This is a genomic window from Pseudoalteromonas denitrificans DSM 6059, assembly GCF_900112265.1.
GTDB lineage: Bacteria > Pseudomonadota > Gammaproteobacteria > Enterobacterales > Alteromonadaceae > Pseudoalteromonas > Pseudoalteromonas denitrificans.
Map to the genome: position 1 here is coordinate 17,878 of NZ_FOLO01000052.1, position 23,179 is coordinate 41,056.

Consider the following 23,179-nt stretch of genomic DNA (forward strand, 5'->3'; position numbering starts at 1 on the left):
TATTTGAATAATGCATCGCATATAACTTATCTTAATGTATTTAAATAATAAAATGGTCTAGCCTCGGTCATTTTATATTGCGAGGGATCCCGTGAAAACAACATCACTCATAATGCTATCGTGTTTTATTTTCCCAAATTTTCTTTTTTCAGCTCAGAGTAAAGATGATATTAAAGAAATTGAAGTCATAGAAGTAAAGGCACAAAAAAGATTACAAAATATAAATGATGTTGCTATTTCCATTACAGCACTTGATGGTAAGTCACTCTCAGATCAAAATATTAAAGATACAACGGCATTATCAGGGCAAGCCGTAAACTTTAAAATTACTCAAAATGCAGCTGAAGGCACACCACCGGCGATTAATATTCGAGGTGTTGGGAGCATGGATTATAATACTTCAACCACCTCCCCTGTTGGTGTATATGTCGATAATGTTGCGGGAGGTTCCGCTAATTCTCAGTTGGTTAATTTATATGATATTGACTCTATTGAAATATTAAGAGGCCCACAAGGTACTTTGTTTGGTCGTAATACGACAGGTGGCGCTGTGCTTATTAATACGAAGCGTCCAACAAAAGAGTTTTCAGGTTACGTCACCGCGGGTATAGCTCAGCGCAGCCAATTTAAACTTGAAGGTGCTATTAACTTACCTGTAAATGAAAATATCTATACGCGTTTAGCTATTAATCACCAAGAGTATGATTACTCAGTTAAAAATTTATTTGATTTGGCGCCAAAAGCTAAAATGGAACAAACACATGGGCGTCTCTCTGTTTTAGCTGATTATGATAATTTAGAAATTTTTGCCAAAGTGCATATAGAGTCTTGGGACGGCATAGTACAGCCAGTAGGTAATATAGGTGTGTATAAACACGTGAATGGTAATAAGGTGTTATGTACACCGAGTGAAGCTGCTTCAGGCATATGTGCAGACTCTTTTGGCTTTAATGATGGTTCCAATGATTTTTATGATGTTGCAGTTAATAATAATATTAATAATGATAGCCCACATAAAACAGACAGTTGGGGAACTGATTTAAATATCAATTATCAATTGTCAAATAATAGCTACCTTGTGAGTATCAGCAGTTTTAACACTTTAGATAGAGTACACTTTTTTAATAGTGATGGCAGTCCTGCTGGTTTAGTTGAAGGTGGACAAGATGTATATACGGATGTTTACTCTCAGGAATTGCGTTACCACCTAGACCTTGATGATACTTATGTTATTTTTGGTGCATATTATTTAGATGAATCATTAACACAAGATAACTTTATTGATTTATTTAGAGATTTTAGATCTGTAGATTCATTATTTGGCAATGCGGTTAAGTTTTTTTATGATAATAAAATACAAACTGACGTTTGGGCCGCGTTTGCTAATTTAGATTATGATTTTAATGATAAAACGAGTCTTTCTACAGGGGTGCGTTTTAGCAAAGAAAATATAGCGTATCGAGCTATAGGAAGTGTTAATACTTCTTCTCAAGTTAATGATCAAATAGGGGGTACAGGGCCTGCTTGGGATGTAAATGGTAAAATTAATGATGACAATGTATCTGGTAAATTAGCAATAAATCATGTTTTATCTCAAAACTTAACCGCATTTATCAGTTATTCCCGGGGCTATAAAAGTGGCGGTTATAATGGTGCAATTATAACGTCATTAGAAGAAGCACAGCGAAATGATTATGGATCTGAAACCCTTGATGCTTTTGAATTAGGAAGTCGAATACACTGGGACGATAATAACGCTTATTTATATTTAGCTTTATTTAATTATGATTATCAAGATCAGCAGGTATTTATGAACCAGGCGGCAGTTTCCCCTACAGCCCCACCTATTCAACTTTTAGATAATGTAGGTGAGTCAAACTTATATGGCGCAGAAGCTGAGCTAAAGTGGCAGTTAACGCCTAATTTTAATATGCAATTAGGGATCGGATATTTACCAGAAGCAAATTTAGAAGCGTTTGTAGATGCCCAAGGAAAAACCATTACTGATAATCGCTTACCCTTCACTTCAAAATGGAATGTAAATGGATTTATAGAGTATGTTCAGCCATTAAGTAATGCTGAACTGTTATTTCAGCTTAATTTTGATTATCAATCCGAGTTTTACTTTGATCAAAACCAAAATGCATATGCAAAACAACAAGATTATGCTTTATTTAATGCACGCATCGCTTATGAACAAGAAGACTGGACGATTGCGCTTTGGGGTAAAAATATTACAGATGAAGAGCATAGCAATTTAAAGTTTGATTTAACTGCGTTGCTTGGCATGTTGCAAGATTTTAAAGGTGACGCGCGTCAATTTGGTTTAGATGTGAGCTATGCTTTTTAAATACTTTTCATTTTTCAATTAATTTTAATAGGATAAATATTGCTAAAAAAGTTATCTAATCTGAAAGTTGTGATTTTTTGTTTAATAAATATCTTTAATAGTTTTTATGCGGCTAGTGAAGATCATTTACCCTTATTTTATATGAGTGATATTTCAAACCTTAATATCAGTGAAAAAATTGCATATTACCAACTTGATAATGAAAGCCTTCCTATTAATAAGTCGCATATCTCTCCATGGTTAAAAACACTAAATAAACATGGGACTACTAATGTATTTGGTGACAAATATATCGCTGTATTTTCAGTTCATAATAATACAAAAGAAAATAACTGGTTTATTTACCCTTATGGCTCTGTGGTCGAAAATATTGAAATTCATTCTTATCAAGGTGATATGCATCATAAAGAAACGACAGGTTATAACCATAATGATAATCTCAATTTTCACTATGGCAATAGCGTGGTACTTGAACCAAATACGACAAGTACAATTATTGTATTGTTTGAAAGTCAGTTTTTTTTCGCCCCTATAAAATTAATCTTATCTCCTGAGCAGCAGGCTAAATCAGATAAAGAATTAGAAAATGTTATTTTATTACTGTGTTTAGGCGTTGCTTTAGCGCTGAGTATTTATAACTTATTTATTTTTATAGGTAGTGGCGAGCGCATGTATTTATTTTATGCGCTTGCGACCTTCTGTTATATGTGGGGGTGGATGCATGTATTTGGTGTATTAGAGCTCATTTCAGGTAAGTTATATCCATATTGGTTAATGCCACCTTTTTTACTTGGGGCCATGTTCACCGCATACTTTGCAATTGACTTTTTAAATTTAAAAAACCATTACCCGAAATTAAATAAAACACTTCATGGTATTGCCATTTTCTCTCTTATTTCAGTTCCTTTTGCATTTTACTCTCCTGCGATAGGGCTTATTCTTGCCTCTATTGGCACTGGACTCATTCTAACTATGGGATTGATTGCAGGGATTATTTCTTGGAAAAATGGCTATGTGCCTGCTAAATATTTTGCACTTGCGTTTTTAACCTTAGTTTTACCTAATATGGTAGGCAACTTGATTAATCTTGGGTTATTACCAGGAATTAACGTCAATATTTATTTACTGGGTTTGTTAGGTAATACGATTGATAGTTTATTACTCGCTTTTGCTTTGGCTGAAAAAGTACGCGTGACGAATGCTGAGAATTTGGATTTAACACAAAACCTAGAAAAAAAAGTTTCACTACGTACAAATGAGCTGAAAAAAGCGACTCTAAAAGCTGAAAAAGCGACAAATGCAAAATCAGACTTTTTAGCAAAAATGAGTCATGAGATAAGAACTCCCATGAATGCGGTTATAGGATTGAGTCGTTTGGCTTTAAAAACACCTCTAACAATACAGCAAAAAGACTATGTTGAAAAAATACTTGACTCTGGTGAGTCTTTATTAGGTTTGATAAATGATATTTTAGATTTTTCTAAAATAGAGGCCGGTAAATTGGCGATAGAAAATAGGCCTTTTGAGCTACATAAACTATTAAGACGCGCAGTCAATTTAAGTGCAATTAGTGCGCATGGAAAAGGACTTGAACTAATTACAGATATCGCACCGAATATTCCACCTGTATTAATTGGGGACCCTCTTAGGCTACAACAAATTATCGTTAATTTAGTTAACAATGCGGTTAAATTTACAGAAAAAGGCAGTATCTGCATTAAAATAGAGTTAAAAGCGTTTCTAGATTCCAAAATTACATTATTTTGTTCGGTGATTGACACTGGCATTGGAATGGATGAAACACAGCAAAACCGTATGTTTCAAACATTTTCACAGGCAGATGAGTCTGTGACTAGAAAGTATGGGGGTACGGGGCTTGGTTTATCAATTTGTAAGCAGCTATGTGAATTGATGGGTGGCGATATAGGTGTACAAAGTGAGTTAAAAAAAGGGTCTACTTTTTATTTTACGGTAGAAGTTCAAAAATCAGAACAAAAGGCAGCTATACTTTCTATAGATAGAGACAAAATTGCAAAATTAAAAGTATTAGTGGTAGATGATATGGGACTGGCTAGGAGTGTTATTGTAGAGCTTTTGGCTGAGCTTGGGATCCGGGCAGATCAAGTTGATAACGGTTTAGACTCGATTGAAATGGTGAAACAAAAAGTTAATGAAAATAATCCATATGACCTTGTTTTCATGGATTGGAGAATGCCAGGGATGGATGGAATTGAAGCGTCACGACATATTCATAATAACTGCCAGGCACAACTACCCCATATTTTAATGGTATCGGCTTATGATCGAGAGGAAATAAGTGCAGAGTTTGATGTCGATATTATAAAAGAGTTTATAGAAAAACCAATAAACCAATCTTCACTTGTTGACGCAATTACGAATGTATTAGTCGATGAAATAGACTCACTAAATGAAATTGATAATGAATTAGAAAATATCCCCGATTTCTCTTCATCACATATCTTATTAGTAGAAGATAATGCTATAAATCGTCAGGTTGCAATGGGGTTTTTACAAGATACCAATGTTAAAATTGATATTGCTGAAAATGGAAAAATAGCCTTAGAGAAACTTCAACTATGTGAATATGATCTTGTTTTGATGGATATTCAAATGCCGGTAATGGATGGCCTTACGGCGATGAAAGAAATAAATAATAGTTTAAAGCTAAATAAACCTCCTGTTATTGCAATGACAGCACATGCGATGCCTGCAGATATCGTACGCAGTAAAAAAGCGGGTATGTTAGACCATATTAGCAAACCCATTGACCCTGATTTATTGTTTAATACCTTGGCTAAATATTTAGAAATTGTTACTACAATACCCTTCCCTACTTTTGTACAAGAAATAAAATTAAACACTGCATCATCAAATAATACTTTGGTGATGCAAAAACTAGACAAAATAAAAAGCATAGACGCTTACCATGCATTAGGAAATATGAATGGTAGAACAGAGCTATATTTCAGTTTGATAAAAGATTTTATTAAACAACAACAAGAATGTATTACACAACTTGAGCCTTTGTTTTTAGGTAAAAAATCAAATGAAATATACCTAGTTATTCATTCATTGAAGTCAAATTCCGCTTACTTAGGTGCTTATGAATTATCTCAATTATGTGAAAAATTCGAGAGTTCATTAGGGAGAGGTTTGTGGGAACATGGAGAACTCAAATCTGTTGAAGAACAGCTAAAACAACTGCTATTAGATTTATCGGATATTTTTACTCAAGAAACCACAAGCGAAACAAACGCTATATTTTCAGAAGCTAAATTAAAGCAGGATTTAGAGCAAATAATGCTTCTATTACAAGCATCAGACTTCAGCGTAGAAGAACAGCTTAGTTTGTTAAAAGATATGTGTGCTAATACTGAATACTTTAAAGTAATTGAATATATTATTCAGTGTGTTGATGATATTGAGTTTGAAAATGCAGCAAAAGCAACAACTGAGTTATTAAACGATCTTGATGTGGTGCAGTATGAATAGAAAGCAAAGAGTTTTGATCATTGATGATGAAAAAGCCAATCTTAAAATTTTGAGTGGTGTTTTAAAAAATGATGTTGAAGTGATGCTTGCTAAAAATGGTGAACTTGGTTTTTGTAAAGCAGTTGAATTAAAGCCGGATCTTATTTTATTAGATGTAATAATGCCTGAAGTCGACGGCTTTGAGGTAATAATAAAGCTTAAAAACGATGTGAGAACTTGTGCTATACCTGTTATTTTTGTTACTGGAGAATTGGGCGTTCGCCAAGAGGAAAAAGGGCTAGAGCTTGGGGCTTGTGATTATATTCAAAAACCCTTTCATGTTGAGATTTTAAAAGCACGTGTAAAGCTACACTTAAAAATGGCAAAACAAAGAGAGTTATTAGAAAAACTGGCCAACATTGATCCTTTAACGACAATTGCTAATAGGCGTTTATATGATCAAGTATTTGATATTGAATGGACGCGATCGATAAAAGAGCAAACCATTTTTTCATTGATTGTGATTGATTTGGACGATTTTAAAAAATATAACGATTTTTATGGTCATGCTGCTGGAGATCTAGCTCTTGAAAAAGTAGCTAATGCTATTGCAAATAACTTAACACGACCTAGGGATTTTATTGCTAGATATGGGGGGGAAGAATTTGTCGCTTTATTACCTGATACGCGCTCTGATTGTGCTTTTAACATTATGCAAATGTGCTTAAAAGCTGTAGAAGATTTAGAACTGCCTCATGAAGCATCAATGGATCATGAATACTTAACTGTGAGCCTTGGTGGTGTGAGCTATTTACCTATAATTGAAAGTTGTCAGGATACATTATTAAAGCTTGCTGATGATATGTTATTGCAGGCAAAAGTAAATGGTAAAAATCAAATTGTATGGCAAAATTGCGTTAAGGATGACTAATCTATGCTAAAAAGTGCATCATTATGAAAGTGGATCAACCAACCGTATTATTAGTTGATGATGAAAAGTCTAATTTAAAAGTACTTAGCGAACTTTTAAAGGCTGATGTGAATATATGCCTTGCAATTAGTGGCCAGCAAGCAATTGATAAATGTATATCCTTAAACCCAGATCTTATTTTGCTAGATGTAATTATGCCAATAATGGATGGCTTTGAAACGATTAAAAAATTAAAAGCCATAAAGTCTATTGCTGACATTCCGGTGATATTCATTACAGGGCTTAATTCAGCTGATAAAGAAGAATTGGGCCTTACTTTAGGTGCCGTAGATTATATTGTAAAACCTTTTAACTCAGCTGTGGTTAAGGCAAGAGTTGCAACTCAACTTGAAATTGTGCGTCAAAGAAAAGAATTACAGACTTTATCTACTGAACTTACACATGCGAGTAAAATTAAGAGTCGTTTTTTAGCGAATATGAGCCATGAAATAAGAACCCCGCTTACTGCCGTGATAGGTTATGCGGAATCTATTTTAGCTGGAGAAATTGCAGAGCAAGAAAAAAGCAATGCAATTTCTATTATTTATAATAGCGGTCAACATCTATTATCACTCGTTAACGATATCTTAGATATTTCGAAAATCGAAGCTGATAAATTAGATGTTGAATTTTTACCAATTCAATTATTTCAATTAATTGAAGAAATTAGAGTACTTGTAGTAGAAAAAGCATCTCAAAAAAATGTAAAGTTTAGTATAGAGTATCAACTGCCCTTACCTACTCAACTCATAACGGATCCAACTCGGTTAAAACAAATATTAATAAATTTAGTGAATAATGCCGTTAAATTTACCGAAGAAGGTTATGTAAAACTAGTCGTACGTCATAAAGAAGGTTTACTGGTTTTTGCAATTAAAGATTCTGGCATTGGCATTTGTGACTCTGATCTTAATAAGTTATTTGTCGCATTTTCACAGGTTGGTCGCTCTATTACTGGCAATAGAGGGGGGACTGGCCTAGGTCTTAATATTTCTAAATATTTATCTGAAAAATTAGGCGGAAACATAAAAGTTGTGAGTGAAAAAGGCGTTGGAAGTTGCTTTACTGTGAGTATTGCATTAAATGAAGTCAAAAACTCTGTTTGGGTAAAAAATGAAGATGATATAACTAATACGATAAAAAGTAGTTGCGACCCATTTAAACATAAAACTCAATTTAATGGCAAAGTGCTCCTTGCTGAAGATGATGAGGTACTTAGAAAGCTATTCTCTATCATATTAGAGAATTTTGGTTTAGCCGTAACATCAGTTGAAGATGGTAAAAAGTTGGTTGAAATTGCATTAATCGAAGATTTCGACCTTATCTTTAGTGATATTCATATGCCAAATATGGGAGGCATTGAGGCTATGACTTTAATTAAAGCTGCTGGATGTAACTCCCCTTTTATAGCATTAACTGCTAACGCTATGAAACACGAAGTAGAACATTATATGAAAGCGGGTTTCAATGGACATTTATCAAAACCCATTCAAAGGGAGAGATTTGCCCATATTATAAATAAGTATTTAAATATAAATTCAAATAACAAGCAGTTTGAAATGCCAAGAAATGAAATTATAGCATTAAAAAATGAATTTTTAGATGAGTTACCACAATACATTAACAAAATTAAAAAGGCATTATCTGAACAAAATTGGCAGGAACTTCAGTTTCATGCTCATCGTTTAAATGGCTCATCTGCAGTTTTTAAATTAAATAAAATTACAAAACTTGCAGCTAAGCTTGAAAGTGCATTAGAAAAAGAAGAGTTTCCTAAAAATAAACATAAAATGAATAATTTGCTTGATGACTTATTTAATTGCGCGGAAGAAGCTTCACAAAAGTGTAAAACTGTACGCAATGAGAGCTTAATGTAAAGGGGGTTTACAGTTTAACTCTCACCCAATTTATATATGTCACTTATCTTTTAATAACAGCATTATGATAAATATTTTGTACATCTTCTGCGTTATCTAATAAATTCATGAATTTTTCAAATAAAATAACATCATCCCCTGATATTTCAGTATCGGTTTGTGGAATAAAAGTGATTTCATCAACTTCAAATTTAATATTAGAAAAAGCATCCGTTAATGCTGTTTTTGCTTTGAAATATTCAGTAGGAGGCACAAATACGGATACTTTCCCCTCTTCAACTTCTACATCTGTCACATCAACATCAGCCATCATTAGTGCTTCGAGAATAACTTCGTCATCGTTGCCTGAAAATCCAAATACGGCCTGGTGATCAAACATATGTGCAACAGTACCAGGGCCACCAATTTTTGACTTTGACTTTGTAAAAGCATTTCTCACATCTTGAATAGTACGTTTTGGATTATCTGTAAGGCAGTCTACAATAACCATAAAACCACCCGGCCCAAAACCTTCATAGCGAGCTGGTGAAAAATCCTCTCCTGCGGCACCAACTGATTTATCAAGTGCCTTTTGTATAACATGTGCTGGCACTTGATCTCTTTTAGCTTTATCTATTAACTGTTGTAAACTGAGGTTAGCAATGGGATCTGCACCGCCACTTTTAGCGCATGCATAAATGGCTTTACCATATTTAGAATTAACTTTACTTTTAGCCGCTGCCGTTTTTTCCATTGATACTTGGCGTACTACAAATGCTCTACCCATTCCATTCACTATAATTCTATTTTTATATAGTTAGATTCTAACAATTACTTTTGTGTAGAGCTATACCCAAACTCATATCTGAAGTGTCTTAGGTGTAATTTAAAAATTAAAAAGTAAGTGTAAGATATACAAATAATTATTATAAAGCTCAATTTAACATAATATAAAATTGGACTTTTAGCTATAATTAAAATCGGTAGCTGCCTGAAATTAGCCAAGTATTACCAACGCCTTTTTGATTTGACTTACCATAACCAAAACTTAGCTCAGTTTGCATATTAAAGAAATATTGGGCCTCAAAACTAATATAAGTACCTTCCTTCGCTTTTTTATCATGACTAATATTCATAGATAATGAAAAAAAATTGACTGGATAATAAGATAAATCCATCGCTTGATACTCTAGAAATTTTTCATCTTCTATTGCCGATGAATATTCAATAGCAACTTGGTGATTATTGTCTAATGAAAAAAGTTTTCTGGCGCTGAACAAAACATACTCATCCCAGCCTCTTCCTCGAGTAAAACTAGTTGAAGCTGACATCAATAATTTATCATCCAAATAATGACCTGAACTTAAGGTTAGATCAGAGAAGTTATTTCCACTAATGAAATTAGTATCAATCGCGATATACGTATTGGCATTAATGAATTGGGTTCTACCTATAATTGTTTCCAACTTTGTATTTTGATCTGTATCGTATGAGGTCACAAACCAAGATGATTTTTTATTTAGATATACCGTTTCAGCTAACGGACCTTTGATTAATAATGCTTTATCAAATCGCGTAAAATTGAGTCCATAAAATTTAACATCATCAAATTCATCAAATTCTTGTAAAGCCATCGCTATGCTTATTTCGGTTTGAAAGTTAGCGATTGCATAGGGGCTTATGAATAAAGGAGAAATGATAAAAGAGGCAAAAATAAAAACTGATTTCACTGCAAGGTTCCGTAGTACCGAATATGTCGCGTATTCTAATAGAAACTTGTTTTAATGGAAGATTAAAATTGTATGAAATTGTTTTCATTTAGAAGAAGCCCCAAATAAACTGGGGCTTTATATATTTTATGCTTTCTGAAAGTTTATTTGTTCTCGAAAGTGGTTTCAAGCCAGGTATCTTCACCACTAAATGTAAGTGTTTTTACTTTACCTTTGCCTTCAACATTGACCATATTAACTTGTGCTGGCCATAAATCTCGTAAAGCACCATGTGACATACGAAATCCTTTTACATTCTTTTGAATTTTGGTTTCTTGATAAACCCAAAAAAATTGACCGTCAAGTTGATGACCCACAGACTTTAATAGTAACTTTTCATTTTTTAATGTTGCAAGTTTAAACTGATTTTCAACATATAAACTAAATGTTTCTTGTGTATTTTTATCAGCAATGAGATCAACTTGTTTACCTATTTTATCTTTAAATAAATGGCTTACAGCGTGCTCAGCGTCGTGTAAATAAAACCTATGCATCACTTCAATATTATTTGTTCTATCATTAAATAATACTGTTGTGATAGCCGATTTAAGTTGATGAGCGCTTGAAGCGCTCGCCAATATCGTTAAAAATAAGCCTAAAATCAATCGACTCATTTTTCATCCTTATTGTCTTTCTCATCTTTTTTAAATTCAGTTTTGATATCTTGCATGATATCGCGATGAACTTTACCTTTTTCTTTTTTCTCTTTAAATAATTCGATACGTGATGGAATAATACGACGAGGATAATAGTTATTTTCAACATCTATATCAGCCGTTAACCATGAGGCATCAACACTGACGTCTTTTAGCTCTTTGTTTTTATCTGTAATGATAAGTTTTTGTACTTTTTTTGGTGAACGACGCCATATTTCGGCTGGAATATACTGATTTTGGATTGTGCCATCGGTGTAAGTTAGTTGCAATAAAATTGGCATAACGAGTCCACCTAAATTTGAAAACTCTAATACATAATAATTTTTATCTTCTTTTATTGCACGCTCTAAGGTTCTTTTTTCCCATGGTTTTAAACCTTTTATAAACTTCTGATAAGCATTACGTTCTTTATTAGTAACAGTAAAACGATCATTATCATCATAAAAATCGCTTATATCTTGGTTTTTATCAACCCATAGTTCGCGACCTTCAGCTTTGTTTTTTACTACAAACTGAGAACTTGGCTTAGCTAATTCTTCCTGACGAAGACGGCCATAATCAATGTCTGGGTTTTTAGTACTTAAACGTAACTTATAAACTTTATCAATTGATATATCGACATGATCTGTACTATAAAACCAGCCACGCCAGAACCAATCTAAATCAACTCCTGAAGCTTCTTCAATTGTTCTGAAAAAATCTGATGGAGTAGGGCGCTTATATTTCCATCGTTGTGCATATTCTTTAAATGCAAAATCAAATAGTTCACGGCCTAAAATAACTTCTCTAAGTATATTTAATGCAACAGCTGGCTTTGCATAAGCATTGGGACCAAATTGTAAAATACTGTCTGATTGTGTCATCACAGGAACTTGGTTTTCTGATTTCATGTAACTTACAATATCACGTGCTTCAACGCCCCAAGGAATGCTTGGGTCCCACTCTCTGCCTGCAATGCCATCTAAAAAGCTATTTAAACCTTCATCCATCCAAGTCCACTGCCTTTCATCAGAGTTTACTATCATGGGGAAGTAAATATGACCAATTTCGTGGATCACAACGCCAATTAAAAAGCGTTTTTCAGCTTGAGAGTACGTACGGCTACCATCGTCTTGCAACTCTGTGCGTGGGCCATTAAAAGTGATCATTGGATATTCCATGCCACCAACAGGTCCATTCACTGATTGTGCAACAGGGTAAGGGTAATCAAATGAAAATCGAGAATAGACTTCCATGGTATGCACAATTGATTCGGTAGAGTATTTTTCCCATAACTTGCCACCTTCTTTAGGGAAAAATGACATCGCCATTACAAGAGGTTGTTCATCGCCACCTTGTTGGTAACCTTTCGCATCCCATATGAATTTTCGAGAGGAGGCCCATGCAAAATCTCTCACTTTCTGAGCTTTAAATTTCCATGTTTTTGTATCGCTAGTCCCTTCTTTTTCATTTCTAAGTGCTTCTTCTTCGGTCACTATAAATACAGGACGTTTTGCCGTTTTAGCTCTTACTAAACGTGCTCGTTGCGCTTTTGTCAGTACACTGGTTTCATTTCTTAATTCACCAGTAGCTGAAACGATGTGATCGGCTGGAACTGTGAGTTCTACATCATAATTACCAAATTCTAGAGTGAACTCCCCACTGCCTAAAAATGCTTTATTAGTCCAAGCTTCATAATCTGTATAGGCTGCTAAACGTGGAAACCACTGCGCTAATAAAAAGATATCATTGCCATCTTTTTCAAAATGTTCGTAACCAGAACGTGAGCCTACAGCATCTTCTTCTACAATATTAAATGCATAGTCCATAGAAAACTTTACACTGTTACCTGGCTTTAATGGCTTATTTAAATCAATGCGCATTAAAGTACCAACAACCGTTGTTTGTAAAGCTTTACCTGAACTGTCTTTGATTTTTGCTAAGGTATAACCTAGTTCATTATCAGACATAAATTGCTGACGGCGTAATTTGTCTAAGCTAATTTTAGCTGGCTTTGAATCAGGGCCTGGATGTAACTTGCTACTGATTGTAGATGTTAACTCAGATATAGAATCACTTTTATAAATATTTTGATCAAGTTGTAACCAAAGATATTTTAAAGTATCAGGAGAATTATTTTTATAATTGACGGACTGACTTGCCGTTATGCGACGTTTTTTTTCATCAAGTTTTGCTTTTATTTTATAATCAACTTGCTGTTGCCAGTACTGGGCACCTGGTTCGCCAGCTGCATTACGATAAACATTGGGAGTAGGGAGTGCTTGCCCTAGTTGGCGGAACTTATCTTCAAAGTCGCCTTTGGTTTGTGATATTGCAGATGCATTAACATTTAAAGTTAATGGCAGCATGATAGCTGCAATTATTGAAAGTTTTTTAAGCATAACAATCCTGAATTCAATTTATATTTCTAGTTAACCGCTCCATTTTCCAGTGTCAGCGATAAAAAGCAATTAATATTCGATAAATCTCAAAAAATTACGGTGAAAACTGAGTGTGCGTTTCTTCCTGGTACTTCTCTCGTATTTAGGACTATTTTATTTGCTTGTTACAGCTCACTGGAGTCGGTAATAAAGAGTTTTACACTGTGCATTGCTTGTTATTTAAATCACTTTCAGCAGTATAGTCTGTCATTCAAACCTTGTTCAGGTTTAATTCAGTCAATGAGGTATAACCTTATTTTGAGTTTTCATTTGAGGTGTTTTTTATGTATTTTTATATTTTACAAAAAAATAATGTATATACAGCAATCCCTGCAAATGAACAATTATTTAAAGCTTATGAAAAGCGTGGATATAGTACATTGATAAAGTTGCTGTTATTAATCAAACTGCAGCGATAAAACTAATTAATAAACCTAAATATAAAATACGAAATTTAATCGTAAAATCTAGCTTTGTTATTTTTGTTTTAAGTTTTTTTTTATTCGTTAATTTGTAAAGGGGGTTTACAAAAAAATAACGCTGAAAGGTCACCAATTTGCATTAGATCAAGTCATTTTAATTTATTTTACTTAAATTGACATATTATTGTTGATATTACCCCTAATTTATCATTAAAATGCCACACTTTTTACAGGGACATGTACTTAAAATAATATGAATGTGTGATTTTAGATTCATAAAAACTAAAAGTGATGTGGTGTGCTGATGGATTTTTATATCCTTAAAAAAAACAATAAATTAACTGCTATACCAGCAGAAGAAAAAAAATGTAAAGAATATCTTAACTCAGGATATAGTTACGTCAATAAGGTCGCTGCTTGTACCGAGACTGCCGCTGTGAAAAAGCAGTTGAATGAAGGTAGCCGCTTTAATAACTTCTTGATAGCAGCTGTATTTATTGGCGTTGGTATCACTTTATTTTATTATTTTAGTTAGTGTTGTAAGTTAGTATAAATCTGTTTTTTACTAACTTACATACTTATTTTAAAGTTTACTGATTATTCTTGTATTGAACTTTATTTTGATCAAAAAAGATGAATATAAGCGCAAAAGGTCCTAATATAGCTCCTATTAAACTCCAGTAAACTCGTCGTAATCCCCGAACTTTAGCTATGTAATTACACATTATAATACTGACCAAACTTATCAAAATTAAAATAATCATATTCCAAGCCTAAAGTCATTTATTTAAATTTATTGTATTTGTATTTTCTAAATATACACACTTGGTAAAATTTTGTCCTGTAGATTTATCAACTTCAAAAAGCAATTGTTTTCATAAGCAAAAATAATTGTGAACAAGGTTTTTTTGTGGTGCAAGTTAAATGTAGTTAAACATGAGTGGAATGCGAGAGCAGGTCACGTGTATTAGTTATCACTCCTTTTGATAAGTTCAACGATAGCACACCCATCTAGTAGTTCTTTTTTATGATCTAAATCATTGTCTAGCATATAGTAAGTTATAAAATAATGATGAGTTTACCCATTTATCATGAAGGCTATTATGACTGTGCGTATTTGCCAATCAGCTCTGGAAGCTGTATCTGTAATCGAAAACAATGAATATATTTGGACTCATTCAATGGCCGCTACGCCTAGAGTTCTTTTTAAGGCGCTTGCTGTTCATGCTAAAACCAAAACGAATTTAACTTTATTACAACTCCATACTGAGCGTGCTGAAGCACTCAGTTCTTTTGAACTTGTCGGTCATTTACGTCATCGTTGTTATTTTAGTAGTGCTGAAACTCGGCCCTTATTAGCAAAAGGCCAAGCTGACTACGTGCCAATATTTTTATCTGAAGTGCCAAAGTTATTTAGAAGTGGCGAGCAAGAAATTGATACCGCGATTATTCAAGTTTCACCGCCAGACAAACATGGCATGTGTACTATGGGGGTTTCAGTTGAAGCAACTAATGCCGCTTGTCAGGTAGCAAAAAAAATCATAGCGCATATTAACCCTAATATGCCACGTACTCATGGAGACTCATTTATTGCTTATGACAGATTCCATAGTGTTTATTGGCAAGATGATGAGCTACCAATTCATGCTATGGCTGCACAAGACGACATAACGCAAATTATTGGGCGTAATGTTGCCAAACTCATAAAGGATGGTGATTGCCTACAAATGGGAATTGGAGCGATTCCTGATGCCGTACTTGCATGTTTAAGCCATAGAAAAGACTTGGGCATACATACTGAAATGTTTTCTGATGGTGTGCTTGATTTAGTTGAATCTGGTGCGATTACCAATAAACATAAAAAAGTACATCCAGGAAAAATAGTCACGGGCTTTGCGCTCGGTTCTAAACGTTTATATGATTTTGTTGACGATAATCCTGAAGTTGTTTTTTTAGATATTGAATATGTAAATGATACCTCAATTATTCGTAGAAATGATTATGTTGTCGCTATCAACAGCGCACTTCAAATTGATATAACAGGGCAGGTTTGTGCTGACTCTATTGGCACGAGTATTTATTCAGGCGTTGGTGGACAAATGGACTTTATGCGTGGAGCCAGTTTATCTAAAGGGGGGAGGGCGATTATAGCTTTGCCTTCAACAGCTGGAAAGGGCAATATTTCACGAATTGTTTCAGCGCTAACTCCTGGTGCTGGAGTTGTAACAACCCGTGCTCATGTTCAGTATATAGTAACAGAATACGGTGTCGCGAATCTTAGAGGTAAAAGCATCCGAAAACGTGCAAATGCTTTAATTGATATTGCTCATCCAGACTTTAGAAATCAATTAAGAGAAGAGACAAACACCCTTTGGGGCCTTAAAATATAGTATGGATCACTTTTTTACTAAGAATGAGGGCTTTTTAATTTTTCCATAAAAAGCGCCATTAAAGGTATGTAAACTCTCTTAATAAATATGCCTCAATTTAAAGTTAAATATAGTGTTCGATCTTAACGTGTTGATATGTAGGGTGTTTTTATTTGTGATTTATTAATTGTTAATCTAAAAAAAGATAGCTTTATGTGACAAAGGTTATCAATATTTTAAATTTAGTTAGTAAAATAGCGATCTGAATCACTCAGACTCATTAGCAAAACATTTTTTTACTAACCCAAATCAGTCATATTTGTTATTTTGTAAACCCCCTTTACAGTTTAATCGCGATTTAATGGACTATTTCAGCTAAAAAATACACTAAGTAAGTAAAATACTGATCTAAAAGGTGGGATATAAGTTTAGTAAGTAAAATAGTGATCTAGATAATAGAGAAAGCAGCTAGGCTAGTTTATAAGCTTATATTTCATTTAATATATAAAATTCACGATTTACAAAGGCCAACTTTTTAACTTTATATATTTAACCCCTGAACTAGAACTTATCGATTGATACAGCACAATATGAGTAAATACAATTTTCAAATCAAGTGGGAATTTGACAGTGGGTAGTTCAGTAACTTTACGAGCAATTGTTATATGAGGCTGGTAGTTAAAGTAGTTTATCGACAAACCTGCATCCAATACCATTTTATTAAACTGTTGTACTAATAAATATAAAGCCTGAGGTGTTTTTTCAGGTTTTAAATACAGTACTTTGGGCTTTTTAAAATAACCTATATTGTTAAAAACTAAATTAATAACTTCTGTTTTTAAATTGATTAACTCAGAAATTAAAATTTGTTCTACTTCAGGGGTAATACTGCCTAAAAAAGATAATGTTAAATGAAAGTTATCTGTTTTAACTGGAGCTTTTAAACATGGTATTGCGATTTCTACCCACTGAGCAATAGCATTCTTATTTAAATCAGATACCTCTAAAGCAAAAAACAAACGTTTCATGGTTTCATGAATATATATTTTTGAGTTAATTACTAAATTATAGTTAAGGTTTAGTGTAAAGGGGGTTTACAATTAATACTAAAATTTATATATCCTGAGCGCGTTTTTTAGTTGCCCCTTATAGCTTGAATAAGCATAAAGGGATCGGAGTTAATAAAGTTAAATTACTACAAGTTACTCAATTTTTATATTTGAGAATTGTCCTTTTGCTATTGTTTTATTATTTACTAAAAACTCAAACTTCATAGGCCAATATATCCCTTTTATTTTTTGATAGTCTTGCTCTAATCCCATCGCTAAATCGTCATATCTAAGTTGTTTAATTGTATTGGTTTGGTTAGATTTTTTTTGGGTAATTAATATGCTGAATGGATTTAACCCCTCTGCGTGTACGCGATAAAGTTGGTTAGTTTCATCTTTTATTGCGTACTGTTTAAAAAGCTTTGTTTTGTTGTGCTTAAACATATAAATAAAGTTATAACGGGCTGTTTGTTGAAGCCTTATAATTTCAGCTTGAGTGAGAGTTGTTTTTTTCCCTGATGTTTTTTGTTTATAACCACTGTTACCATCGGTCCAATATGAATGCCCTTCTTTTATTTTCGATATTTGAAATGGATTAAATGATATTTTAATGTGCTCTTTCACTTTTGTTTCTTGTTGTTCAATTTCTAAGTCGTATTCAAAAGAGCGAACCGACATCATGTGCTTTTTGTTTGCTAAAATGGAAATATCGACTTGTGCTAAATGCGCTTGATACCAAGCACTCGGGAAAACATTTTTTGTCGCAAATTTATGTATATTGAATTGTTTATCTTGATTTGTTTGCCTGTTACTACTGATATATAACCATTGTCCATCAGGTGAAAATTGCGGAGAAAACTCCTCACCTTTTGACTGTATACTCGCAGGCATTTGAATCGGTTTTCCCCATACTTTATTTGTTCTGCGCTGCATCATCAATATGGTGTCTTTTTTATCTTTAGATCGCTGCCAAAAAAGTGCGATGTTTGAATCTGGTGAAAAGGTTATATCACTTTGAGATAACCTTTTATGCTGAATGTATTGATAAGGGGTTACTCGTGCTGCTTTTGTTATTGTGTTTGATTGATAAAGTGACAGTTTTCCATTTCTAAATGATGAAAAATATAAAACGCCATTATGTAGTTCAGGGCCAAATTCATCAGAATCTGAGTTAATATTTGCAGGTAAGGGTTGAATATTTTGCCATTTACTTTTGTGCCAACTTGCTTGCCAAATATTGTAATCGTTACTTTTATCTTGAGAATTTAAAGGTAAATCCGAAACAAATAATAAGGTTTCTCCATCGGCTGTTAGCATAGGATCTGAATAGCTATACTCTCGGGGCCCCAAAACAACCATTTCAGGGGGCTCAAAATGAGCGTTTTTTGTTATTTTTGTTTGCCATATTGTGGCATTTTTAAAGTTTTTATCTGAGCGTGCAAAAACAGCAAGGTTATATCTACTACTGATATTAAAACTATAATCGTTTTGCTCTGAGGATAATTGTGATACCAGTGTTGATGAGGCCGTTTGAGCCCATAAAAACATAACGAGTAAAAATATTTTTATTCTCATTTTAAACCTCAACTTTTAAATCTGATATGTGTTTTACCCAGTCTTTAATTTTCTTTTCAAGTAAAGGCATTGGTAGAGGACCGTCGAGTAAAATTAGATTATGAAACTGCTTAATATTAAATTTACTACCAAGGCTTTGCTCTGCAAATAACCTTAAAGATTGAATTTTTAATTGTCCTACTTTATAAGCTAAAGCTTGCCCAGGCCAAACCATATAACGCTCAACCTCTGCAATTATATCTGTTTTAGCTAAAGTTGAATTATTAAACATATAGTCAATTGCCTGTTGTTGTGTCCAGCCTTTATCGTGAATACCTGTATCTACAACCAAGCGCATTGCGCGAAATAATTCGGCGTCTAACTTGCCATAGTACTGATAAGGATCGCTGAACATGCCAAGCTCTTTTCCTAAGCTTTCGGCATATAATGCCCAGCCTTCAGCATACACAGTATAAAAATTTTGTGTTCTAATTTTTGGTAAACCTTTCACCTCATTTTGTAAACTTAACTGAAAGTGATGGCCAGGAACCGCTTCATGAATTGATAAACTTTCAATCCCATATTTAGGCTGTCCTTTTAAATTATATGTATTTGCAAAAAATACCCCGGGGCGAGTGCCATCTGATGAAGCGGGAATATAAGATGCACCAGGTGCTGATTTTGCTTGGGCTTCAGGATAAGAGCGTAATATGTAGTCTGACTTTGGCACGACGCTAAAAAAGTCATTTACTTTAGGTGTAATGCGTCGTTTAACTTCTTCATAGGCTTCTAGCACCTGATTGGGTGACTTATAATAAAATTGTTCATCTGTTTTCAAATGATTAAAAAAAGCTTTTAAACTTCCTTTAAAGCCTACTTCTCGCGCTACTTTTTTCATTTCTTGGTGAATGCGTTTTACTTCTGTTAAACCTGTATTGTGAATGGCTTGAGCCGATAAAGGTAAGCTGGTATTGGTCATTATGGCATGTTGGTACCATTTTTTACCCTTAGGTAAGGCGCCATAGCCATAGGTCTTACGAGTATGAGGTAAATATTCTTGCTGTAAAAATGAATTCATGCGTTTAAATGCGGGTGTTATTTGGTTATGAATCATTTTTTTATATTCGGCTATTAATCGTGTTTTTTCTCTTTTTGGTATTTTATTGTCAATATTGTTGAGTGGAGCAAACAAACTGCTGTGCATCGGATTCTTAAATGTTTGAGCCTGCATTTGTGGGATCATCGACTCTACCACTGATGTGGGGAGTACTATGCCAGCCTTAATGCCTTTGCGCATATTAACGGTAGCTTGCTCCATCCATATTGAAAAACCTTGCATACGTTGAATAAAATTATCAAAATCTTGTACCGTATTAAAAGGTTGCCCACTTAAACCCGCTCCCAATTGAATAAACATATTATGCGGGCTGAAAATAAATTGGTTTAATGGCAAATATTCAGAATGATATTGATAACTTGCAATATTATTTTGTAACTTTTCTTTAAAAATAAGATAAGTATACTCATCTTGCTCTGTGAGTTTTAATTCACCTAATGTATTTAATGCGGTTAAATATTTTTTCTCTATTGCTTTGCTTTGAGAAATAAAATCGGGTGCTAAATCATTAGGCCATAAATGATTAAATCTATTATCACCATAAAACATGGCATTTAAGGGGGATCTTGGTAGTGTTTCTTCTAAGTATTTATCGGTTAGTTTAATCAGTTTTTCACTATCTGTATTTCCTCCTTTTGATTTGAGCACTGCGTCATTACTTAAAACCGACATTGAATTTAGTTGCAATAAAAAACATAACATGATCATGAATGGATGTATTTTTTTTATCATTTAAACCTTCCTTTTTTATCTCTATATAACTTTTCATTACACAATTTATATGCGTGAGCTACTGCATTAAGTTGTGTGATTCATGTATGATTTCTCATTGTCATGTTTTGCGTATTATAGTTCTTGAAGCTGTAAAAAAGATTTATGAAGGTTTGTGAAGATTGAATAAAAACAATGAATTAGAAGTCAGTACTATCAGCGGGAAATATATTCTGCAGTCGGGCGACTTATGTGTCAATTTAATAAAACAGCAAGCTTACTTCAAAAAAAAGCCAATTAAATTGCCTATTTTGTCTTATCGATTACTTATTAGCTTAATGAAAGCTTGGCCACACACTAAAAGCCAAGACGAGTTAATTGAATTGGTTTGGGGAAAAGTTCAAGTACAAAACTCAACTCTCAATCAAAGAGTGAAGTTATTACGTCAATCTCTTAACGCGCATGAATGTGATTTTGCATATATTGCTTTGGTGAGAGGCATTGGTTATCGATTTTCTGAAGAAGTTATTACTATCACAGAAGAGATACCTCAAATAACAAAAACAACTGAGCGTAAAAGTAGGCTGTTTAACTGGAAATATATTGCGGTTTTTATAATTCTTTTTGGTTTAATGAATTTGGCATTTCAATTCAGCGAAAAACGAGTAGCTCAGGAGCCGGTAATTTCGTTAAAAGAATTAAGGCAATCAATTACGGTTTTACCTTTCTGCTCAAGTGATTTAATCAGTACAGACGATACCTATTTAACCCACAGTTTTAGCCTTGAAGTCTTAAACTCTTTGGCTCAAGTTAGGGCGTTTAAAGTTATTGCTTATGATAAATTTACAAGGGCACAACTGACTGAATTAAATACGAATCAAATTGGTGAAAAACTTCATATTGATAACCTTATTAAAGGCAATATTACACGAGCAAACAATGGTTATAATGTTGATATTAAATTAATTTCAACGCACTCTAACATTGTATTGTGGACGCATCATTATCAAGTTTCTAAAAAAGGATTATATTTTTTAAAATCGGATATTGTACGAGATGTTAAGCAGTTTTTATTGCCAGATAATACACAACAGATTCAATATAGAGCAGAGCCTAGTTTAGTAAACCCTAAAGCTTACGATTTTTACCTTAAAGCCATGGATTACCATAGACGAAACTCTTTAAAGGATAATAAAAGTGCAGTGATTTTAATTAAAAATGCCTATGCGTTGTCGCCTAGCTGTTTGGATATTATTTCAGGTTATGCCGCCATTTTGAATCGGGCAATGCGTCTAGGTAGTCAAAATGATGATGCTATCGCGCTTGCTATGTCTCTTTCCAATAAGGCAATTTCGCTTTATCCTGATGCATTTAAAGGTTATGTGGCTTTAGCCAACAGCTATGTGTTACAACAAAACGATGCAATGGCATTTGAGTTTTTTAATAAAGCCTTGTCATTATCGAATGAAAATATTTATGCACTTACTGGGCTTTTAAGGCTGCAAATAAAAGCACATCAATTCAAAAAAGCTTTAAAAAATATAAATAAATTAAAGGTTTTAGACCCTGGTTCAACAAATTCATTGTTACTCTCCGGCGATATGTATTTGAGTTTAAATTTACATACTCAAGCAAAACAAAATTATGATGCGGTTATAAAAATAGAACCCGACAATATTGATGCGCTAATGGGGTTGGCAAGAATAAATATAAAAAAAGCCAAGTTAGTTAATGCTAAAAAACAGTATCAATTAGTCAATGATATTTCTAAAAATTCAGCTAAATCAATATATTTGTTAATGGAGGTATTGTTTGCAGAGCAAAAATATAAAGAAATCATACATTCTAGTGAGCTTAACAAGCATTTTTATGCCAAAAGTATTTATGCGACAAGTATTGATGAGATAAAAATACTTGCGAAACGATTAGTTAATCCTGATAAACATGAAGCTGCAATAGCAAAAATGATCAACGGCTACCAGAATGCACTTAATAATAAACAACTCGAAGATGCTAAGTTTTCATATTTAATACAGCTTATGAAAAGTACGGGTCAAAATACAGACATTGTAAAATGGAATAACATACAAGATAAACTCATTTCACAAAGACAAAAGTCACTCCTTTAAAAAGGGGTCGGAGTTAATTTAAGCTAATTTGGCTTAGATTTTTGTAGATTGGGCTTTAGCCTTAGGGCTCCCCATATCTTTTCCATTTTATTTAATCTCATTTATGAGGCTTCTTTGAGCCTTTTTAATGATACATTCTGGTATATGATAATTTTTATGTACCAGAATTCTTTTTCCCAAATAACAATAAGATAATACTCGTCTTTTCTTTATTGTGTTTGCTTGGAAGTGGTAATGATATTTTAATATTTCTGCTGCCTTTCCAATAAGATACAATGTGTACTGAGCAATTAAAGCTATTAATAATAGAGCCTG

Annotated in this window: 14 protein-coding genes and 1 pseudogene; 7 read left to right on the forward strand and 8 right to left on the reverse strand. The window is 33.5% G+C overall.

The features are described from left to right. Window positions 1–91: 91 nt before the first annotated feature. The 4 genes from BM088_RS21460 to BM088_RS21475 are packed head-to-tail and all read left to right on the forward strand — an operon-like array spanning window position 92 to window position 8,689. Complete coding sequence (locus BM088_RS21460) at window positions 92–2,350, forward strand: TonB-dependent receptor (RefSeq protein WP_091989661.1); 2,259 nt, start codon at window positions 92–94, stop codon at window positions 2,348–2,350. Between the two features lie 39 nt (window positions 2,351–2,389). Next, window positions 2,390–5,863, forward strand: coding sequence for a response regulator (locus BM088_RS21465; protein WP_091989664.1), 3,474 nt, complete (start codon window positions 2,390–2,392; stop codon window positions 5,861–5,863). Further along, window positions 5,856–6,773, forward strand: a complete 918-nt coding sequence (locus BM088_RS21470) for a diguanylate cyclase domain-containing protein (protein WP_091989666.1) — start codon at window positions 5,856–5,858, stop codon at window positions 6,771–6,773. The genes BM088_RS21465 and BM088_RS21470 overlap by 8 nt, the downstream gene beginning before the upstream one ends. Before the next feature lie 23 nt (window positions 6,774–6,796). Next, window positions 6,797–8,689 carry a response regulator gene (locus tag BM088_RS21475; RefSeq protein WP_091989669.1) on the forward strand — a complete coding sequence of 631 codons (1,893 nt, stop codon included), beginning with the start codon at window positions 6,797–6,799 and terminating at the stop codon, window positions 8,687–8,689. 43 nt (window positions 8,690–8,732) lie between these two features. On the opposite strand, the gene BM088_RS21480 is transcribed toward BM088_RS21475, so the two are convergent. The 4 genes from BM088_RS21480 to BM088_RS21495 form a co-directional block, all read right to left on the reverse strand. Continuing rightward, window positions 8,733–9,455 carry a YebC/PmpR family DNA-binding transcriptional regulator gene (locus BM088_RS21480; protein ID WP_091989672.1) on the reverse strand — a complete coding sequence of 241 codons (723 nt, stop codon included), beginning with the start codon at window positions 9,453–9,455 and terminating at the stop codon, window positions 8,733–8,735. Between the two features lie 187 nt (window positions 9,456–9,642). Next, on the reverse strand, window positions 9,643–10,398 hold the full coding sequence (locus tag BM088_RS21485) for a putative porin (protein ID WP_091989675.1): 756 nt from the start codon (window positions 10,396–10,398) through the stop codon (window positions 9,643–9,645). Between the two features lie 143 nt (window positions 10,399–10,541). Further along, window positions 10,542–11,051: a DUF6702 family protein gene (locus tag BM088_RS21490; protein ID WP_091989678.1), complete on the reverse strand. Its 510-nt coding sequence runs from the start codon at window positions 11,049–11,051 to the stop codon at window positions 10,542–10,544. Next, window positions 11,048–13,474 (reverse strand): M1 family metallopeptidase, encoded by a 2,427-nt coding sequence (locus tag BM088_RS21495; RefSeq protein ID WP_091989680.1) that lies wholly within the window; start codon window positions 13,472–13,474, stop codon window positions 11,048–11,050. Before BM088_RS21495 ends, BM088_RS21490 begins: the two co-directional genes overlap by 4 nt. Before the next feature lie 765 nt (window positions 13,475–14,239). Here BM088_RS21495 and BM088_RS21500 point away from each other — a divergent pair. Both BM088_RS21500 and BM088_RS21505 read left to right on the forward strand, forming a co-directional pair. Beyond that, window positions 14,240–14,470 carry a hypothetical protein gene (locus tag BM088_RS21500; RefSeq protein ID WP_091989682.1) on the forward strand — a complete coding sequence of 77 codons (231 nt, stop codon included), beginning with the start codon at window positions 14,240–14,242 and terminating at the stop codon, window positions 14,468–14,470. Between the two features lie 568 nt (window positions 14,471–15,038). Beyond that, window positions 15,039–16,325, forward strand: a complete 1,287-nt coding sequence (locus BM088_RS21505) for an acetyl-CoA hydrolase/transferase family protein (protein WP_091989685.1) — start codon at window positions 15,039–15,041, stop codon at window positions 16,323–16,325. A 497-nt stretch (window positions 16,326–16,822) separates the two neighbouring features. On the opposite strand, the gene thpR is transcribed toward BM088_RS21505, so the two are convergent. From thpR to BM088_RS21520, 3 genes are all read right to left on the reverse strand, one after another. Continuing rightward, window positions 16,823–17,332, reverse strand: a complete 510-nt coding sequence (gene thpR, locus BM088_RS21510; RefSeq protein WP_091989687.1) for an RNA 2',3'-cyclic phosphodiesterase — start codon at window positions 17,330–17,332, stop codon at window positions 16,823–16,825. 174 nt (window positions 17,333–17,506) lie between these two features. Next, window positions 17,507–18,928 carry a TolB family protein gene (locus BM088_RS21515; RefSeq protein ID WP_091989690.1) on the reverse strand — a complete coding sequence of 474 codons (1,422 nt, stop codon included), beginning with the start codon at window positions 18,926–18,928 and terminating at the stop codon, window positions 17,507–17,509. Between the two features lies 1 nt (window position 18,929). After that, complete coding sequence (locus BM088_RS21520) at window positions 18,930–20,756, reverse strand: DUF885 domain-containing protein (RefSeq protein ID WP_091989693.1); 1,827 nt, start codon at window positions 20,754–20,756, stop codon at window positions 18,930–18,932. A 161-nt stretch (window positions 20,757–20,917) separates the two neighbouring features. Here BM088_RS21520 and BM088_RS21525 point away from each other — a divergent pair, with 161 nt between their 5' ends. Next, entirely contained in the window at window positions 20,918–22,864 is a 1,947-nt protein-coding gene (locus BM088_RS21525; RefSeq protein WP_091989696.1) for a winged helix-turn-helix domain-containing protein, read from the forward strand. Between the two features lie 87 nt (window positions 22,865–22,951). On the opposite strand, the pseudogene BM088_RS28135 reads toward BM088_RS21525, so the two are convergent. Continuing rightward, window positions 22,952–23,179 (reverse strand): annotated as a pseudogene (locus tag BM088_RS28135) (IS4 family transposase); the annotation flags it as partial.

What these genes read in the sequence shown, in the direction of transcription:
- BM088_RS21470 (WP_091989666.1), top strand. Translation starts at nt 5,856, where the DNA reads ATGAATAGAAAGCAAAGAGTTTTGATCATTGATGATGAAAAAGCCAAT.
- BM088_RS21475 (WP_091989669.1), top strand. Translation starts at nt 6,797, where the DNA reads ATGAAAGTGGATCAACCAACCGTATTATTAGTTGATGATGAAAAGTCT.
- BM088_RS21480 (WP_091989672.1), bottom strand. Translation starts at nt 9,455, where the DNA reads ATGGGTAGAGCATTTGTAGTACGCCAAGTATCAATGGAAAAAACGGCA.
- BM088_RS21490 (WP_091989678.1), bottom strand. Translation starts at nt 11,051, where the DNA reads ATGAGTCGATTGATTTTAGGCTTATTTTTAACGATATTGGCGAGCGCT.
- BM088_RS21495 (WP_091989680.1), bottom strand. Translation starts at nt 13,474, where the DNA reads ATGCTTAAAAAACTTTCAATAATTGCAGCTATCATGCTGCCATTAACT.
- BM088_RS21500 (WP_091989682.1), top strand. Translation starts at nt 14,240, where the DNA reads ATGGATTTTTATATCCTTAAAAAAAACAATAAATTAACTGCTATACCA.
- BM088_RS21505 (WP_091989685.1), top strand. Translation starts at nt 15,039, where the DNA reads ATGACTGTGCGTATTTGCCAATCAGCTCTGGAAGCTGTATCTGTAATC.
- thpR (WP_091989687.1), bottom strand. Translation starts at nt 17,332, where the DNA reads ATGAAACGTTTGTTTTTTGCTTTAGAGGTATCTGATTTAAATAAGAAT.
- BM088_RS21515 (WP_091989690.1), bottom strand. Translation starts at nt 18,928, where the DNA reads ATGAGAATAAAAATATTTTTACTCGTTATGTTTTTATGGGCTCAAACG.
- BM088_RS21520 (WP_091989693.1), bottom strand. Translation starts at nt 20,756, where the DNA reads ATGATAAAAAAAATACATCCATTCATGATCATGTTATGTTTTTTATTG.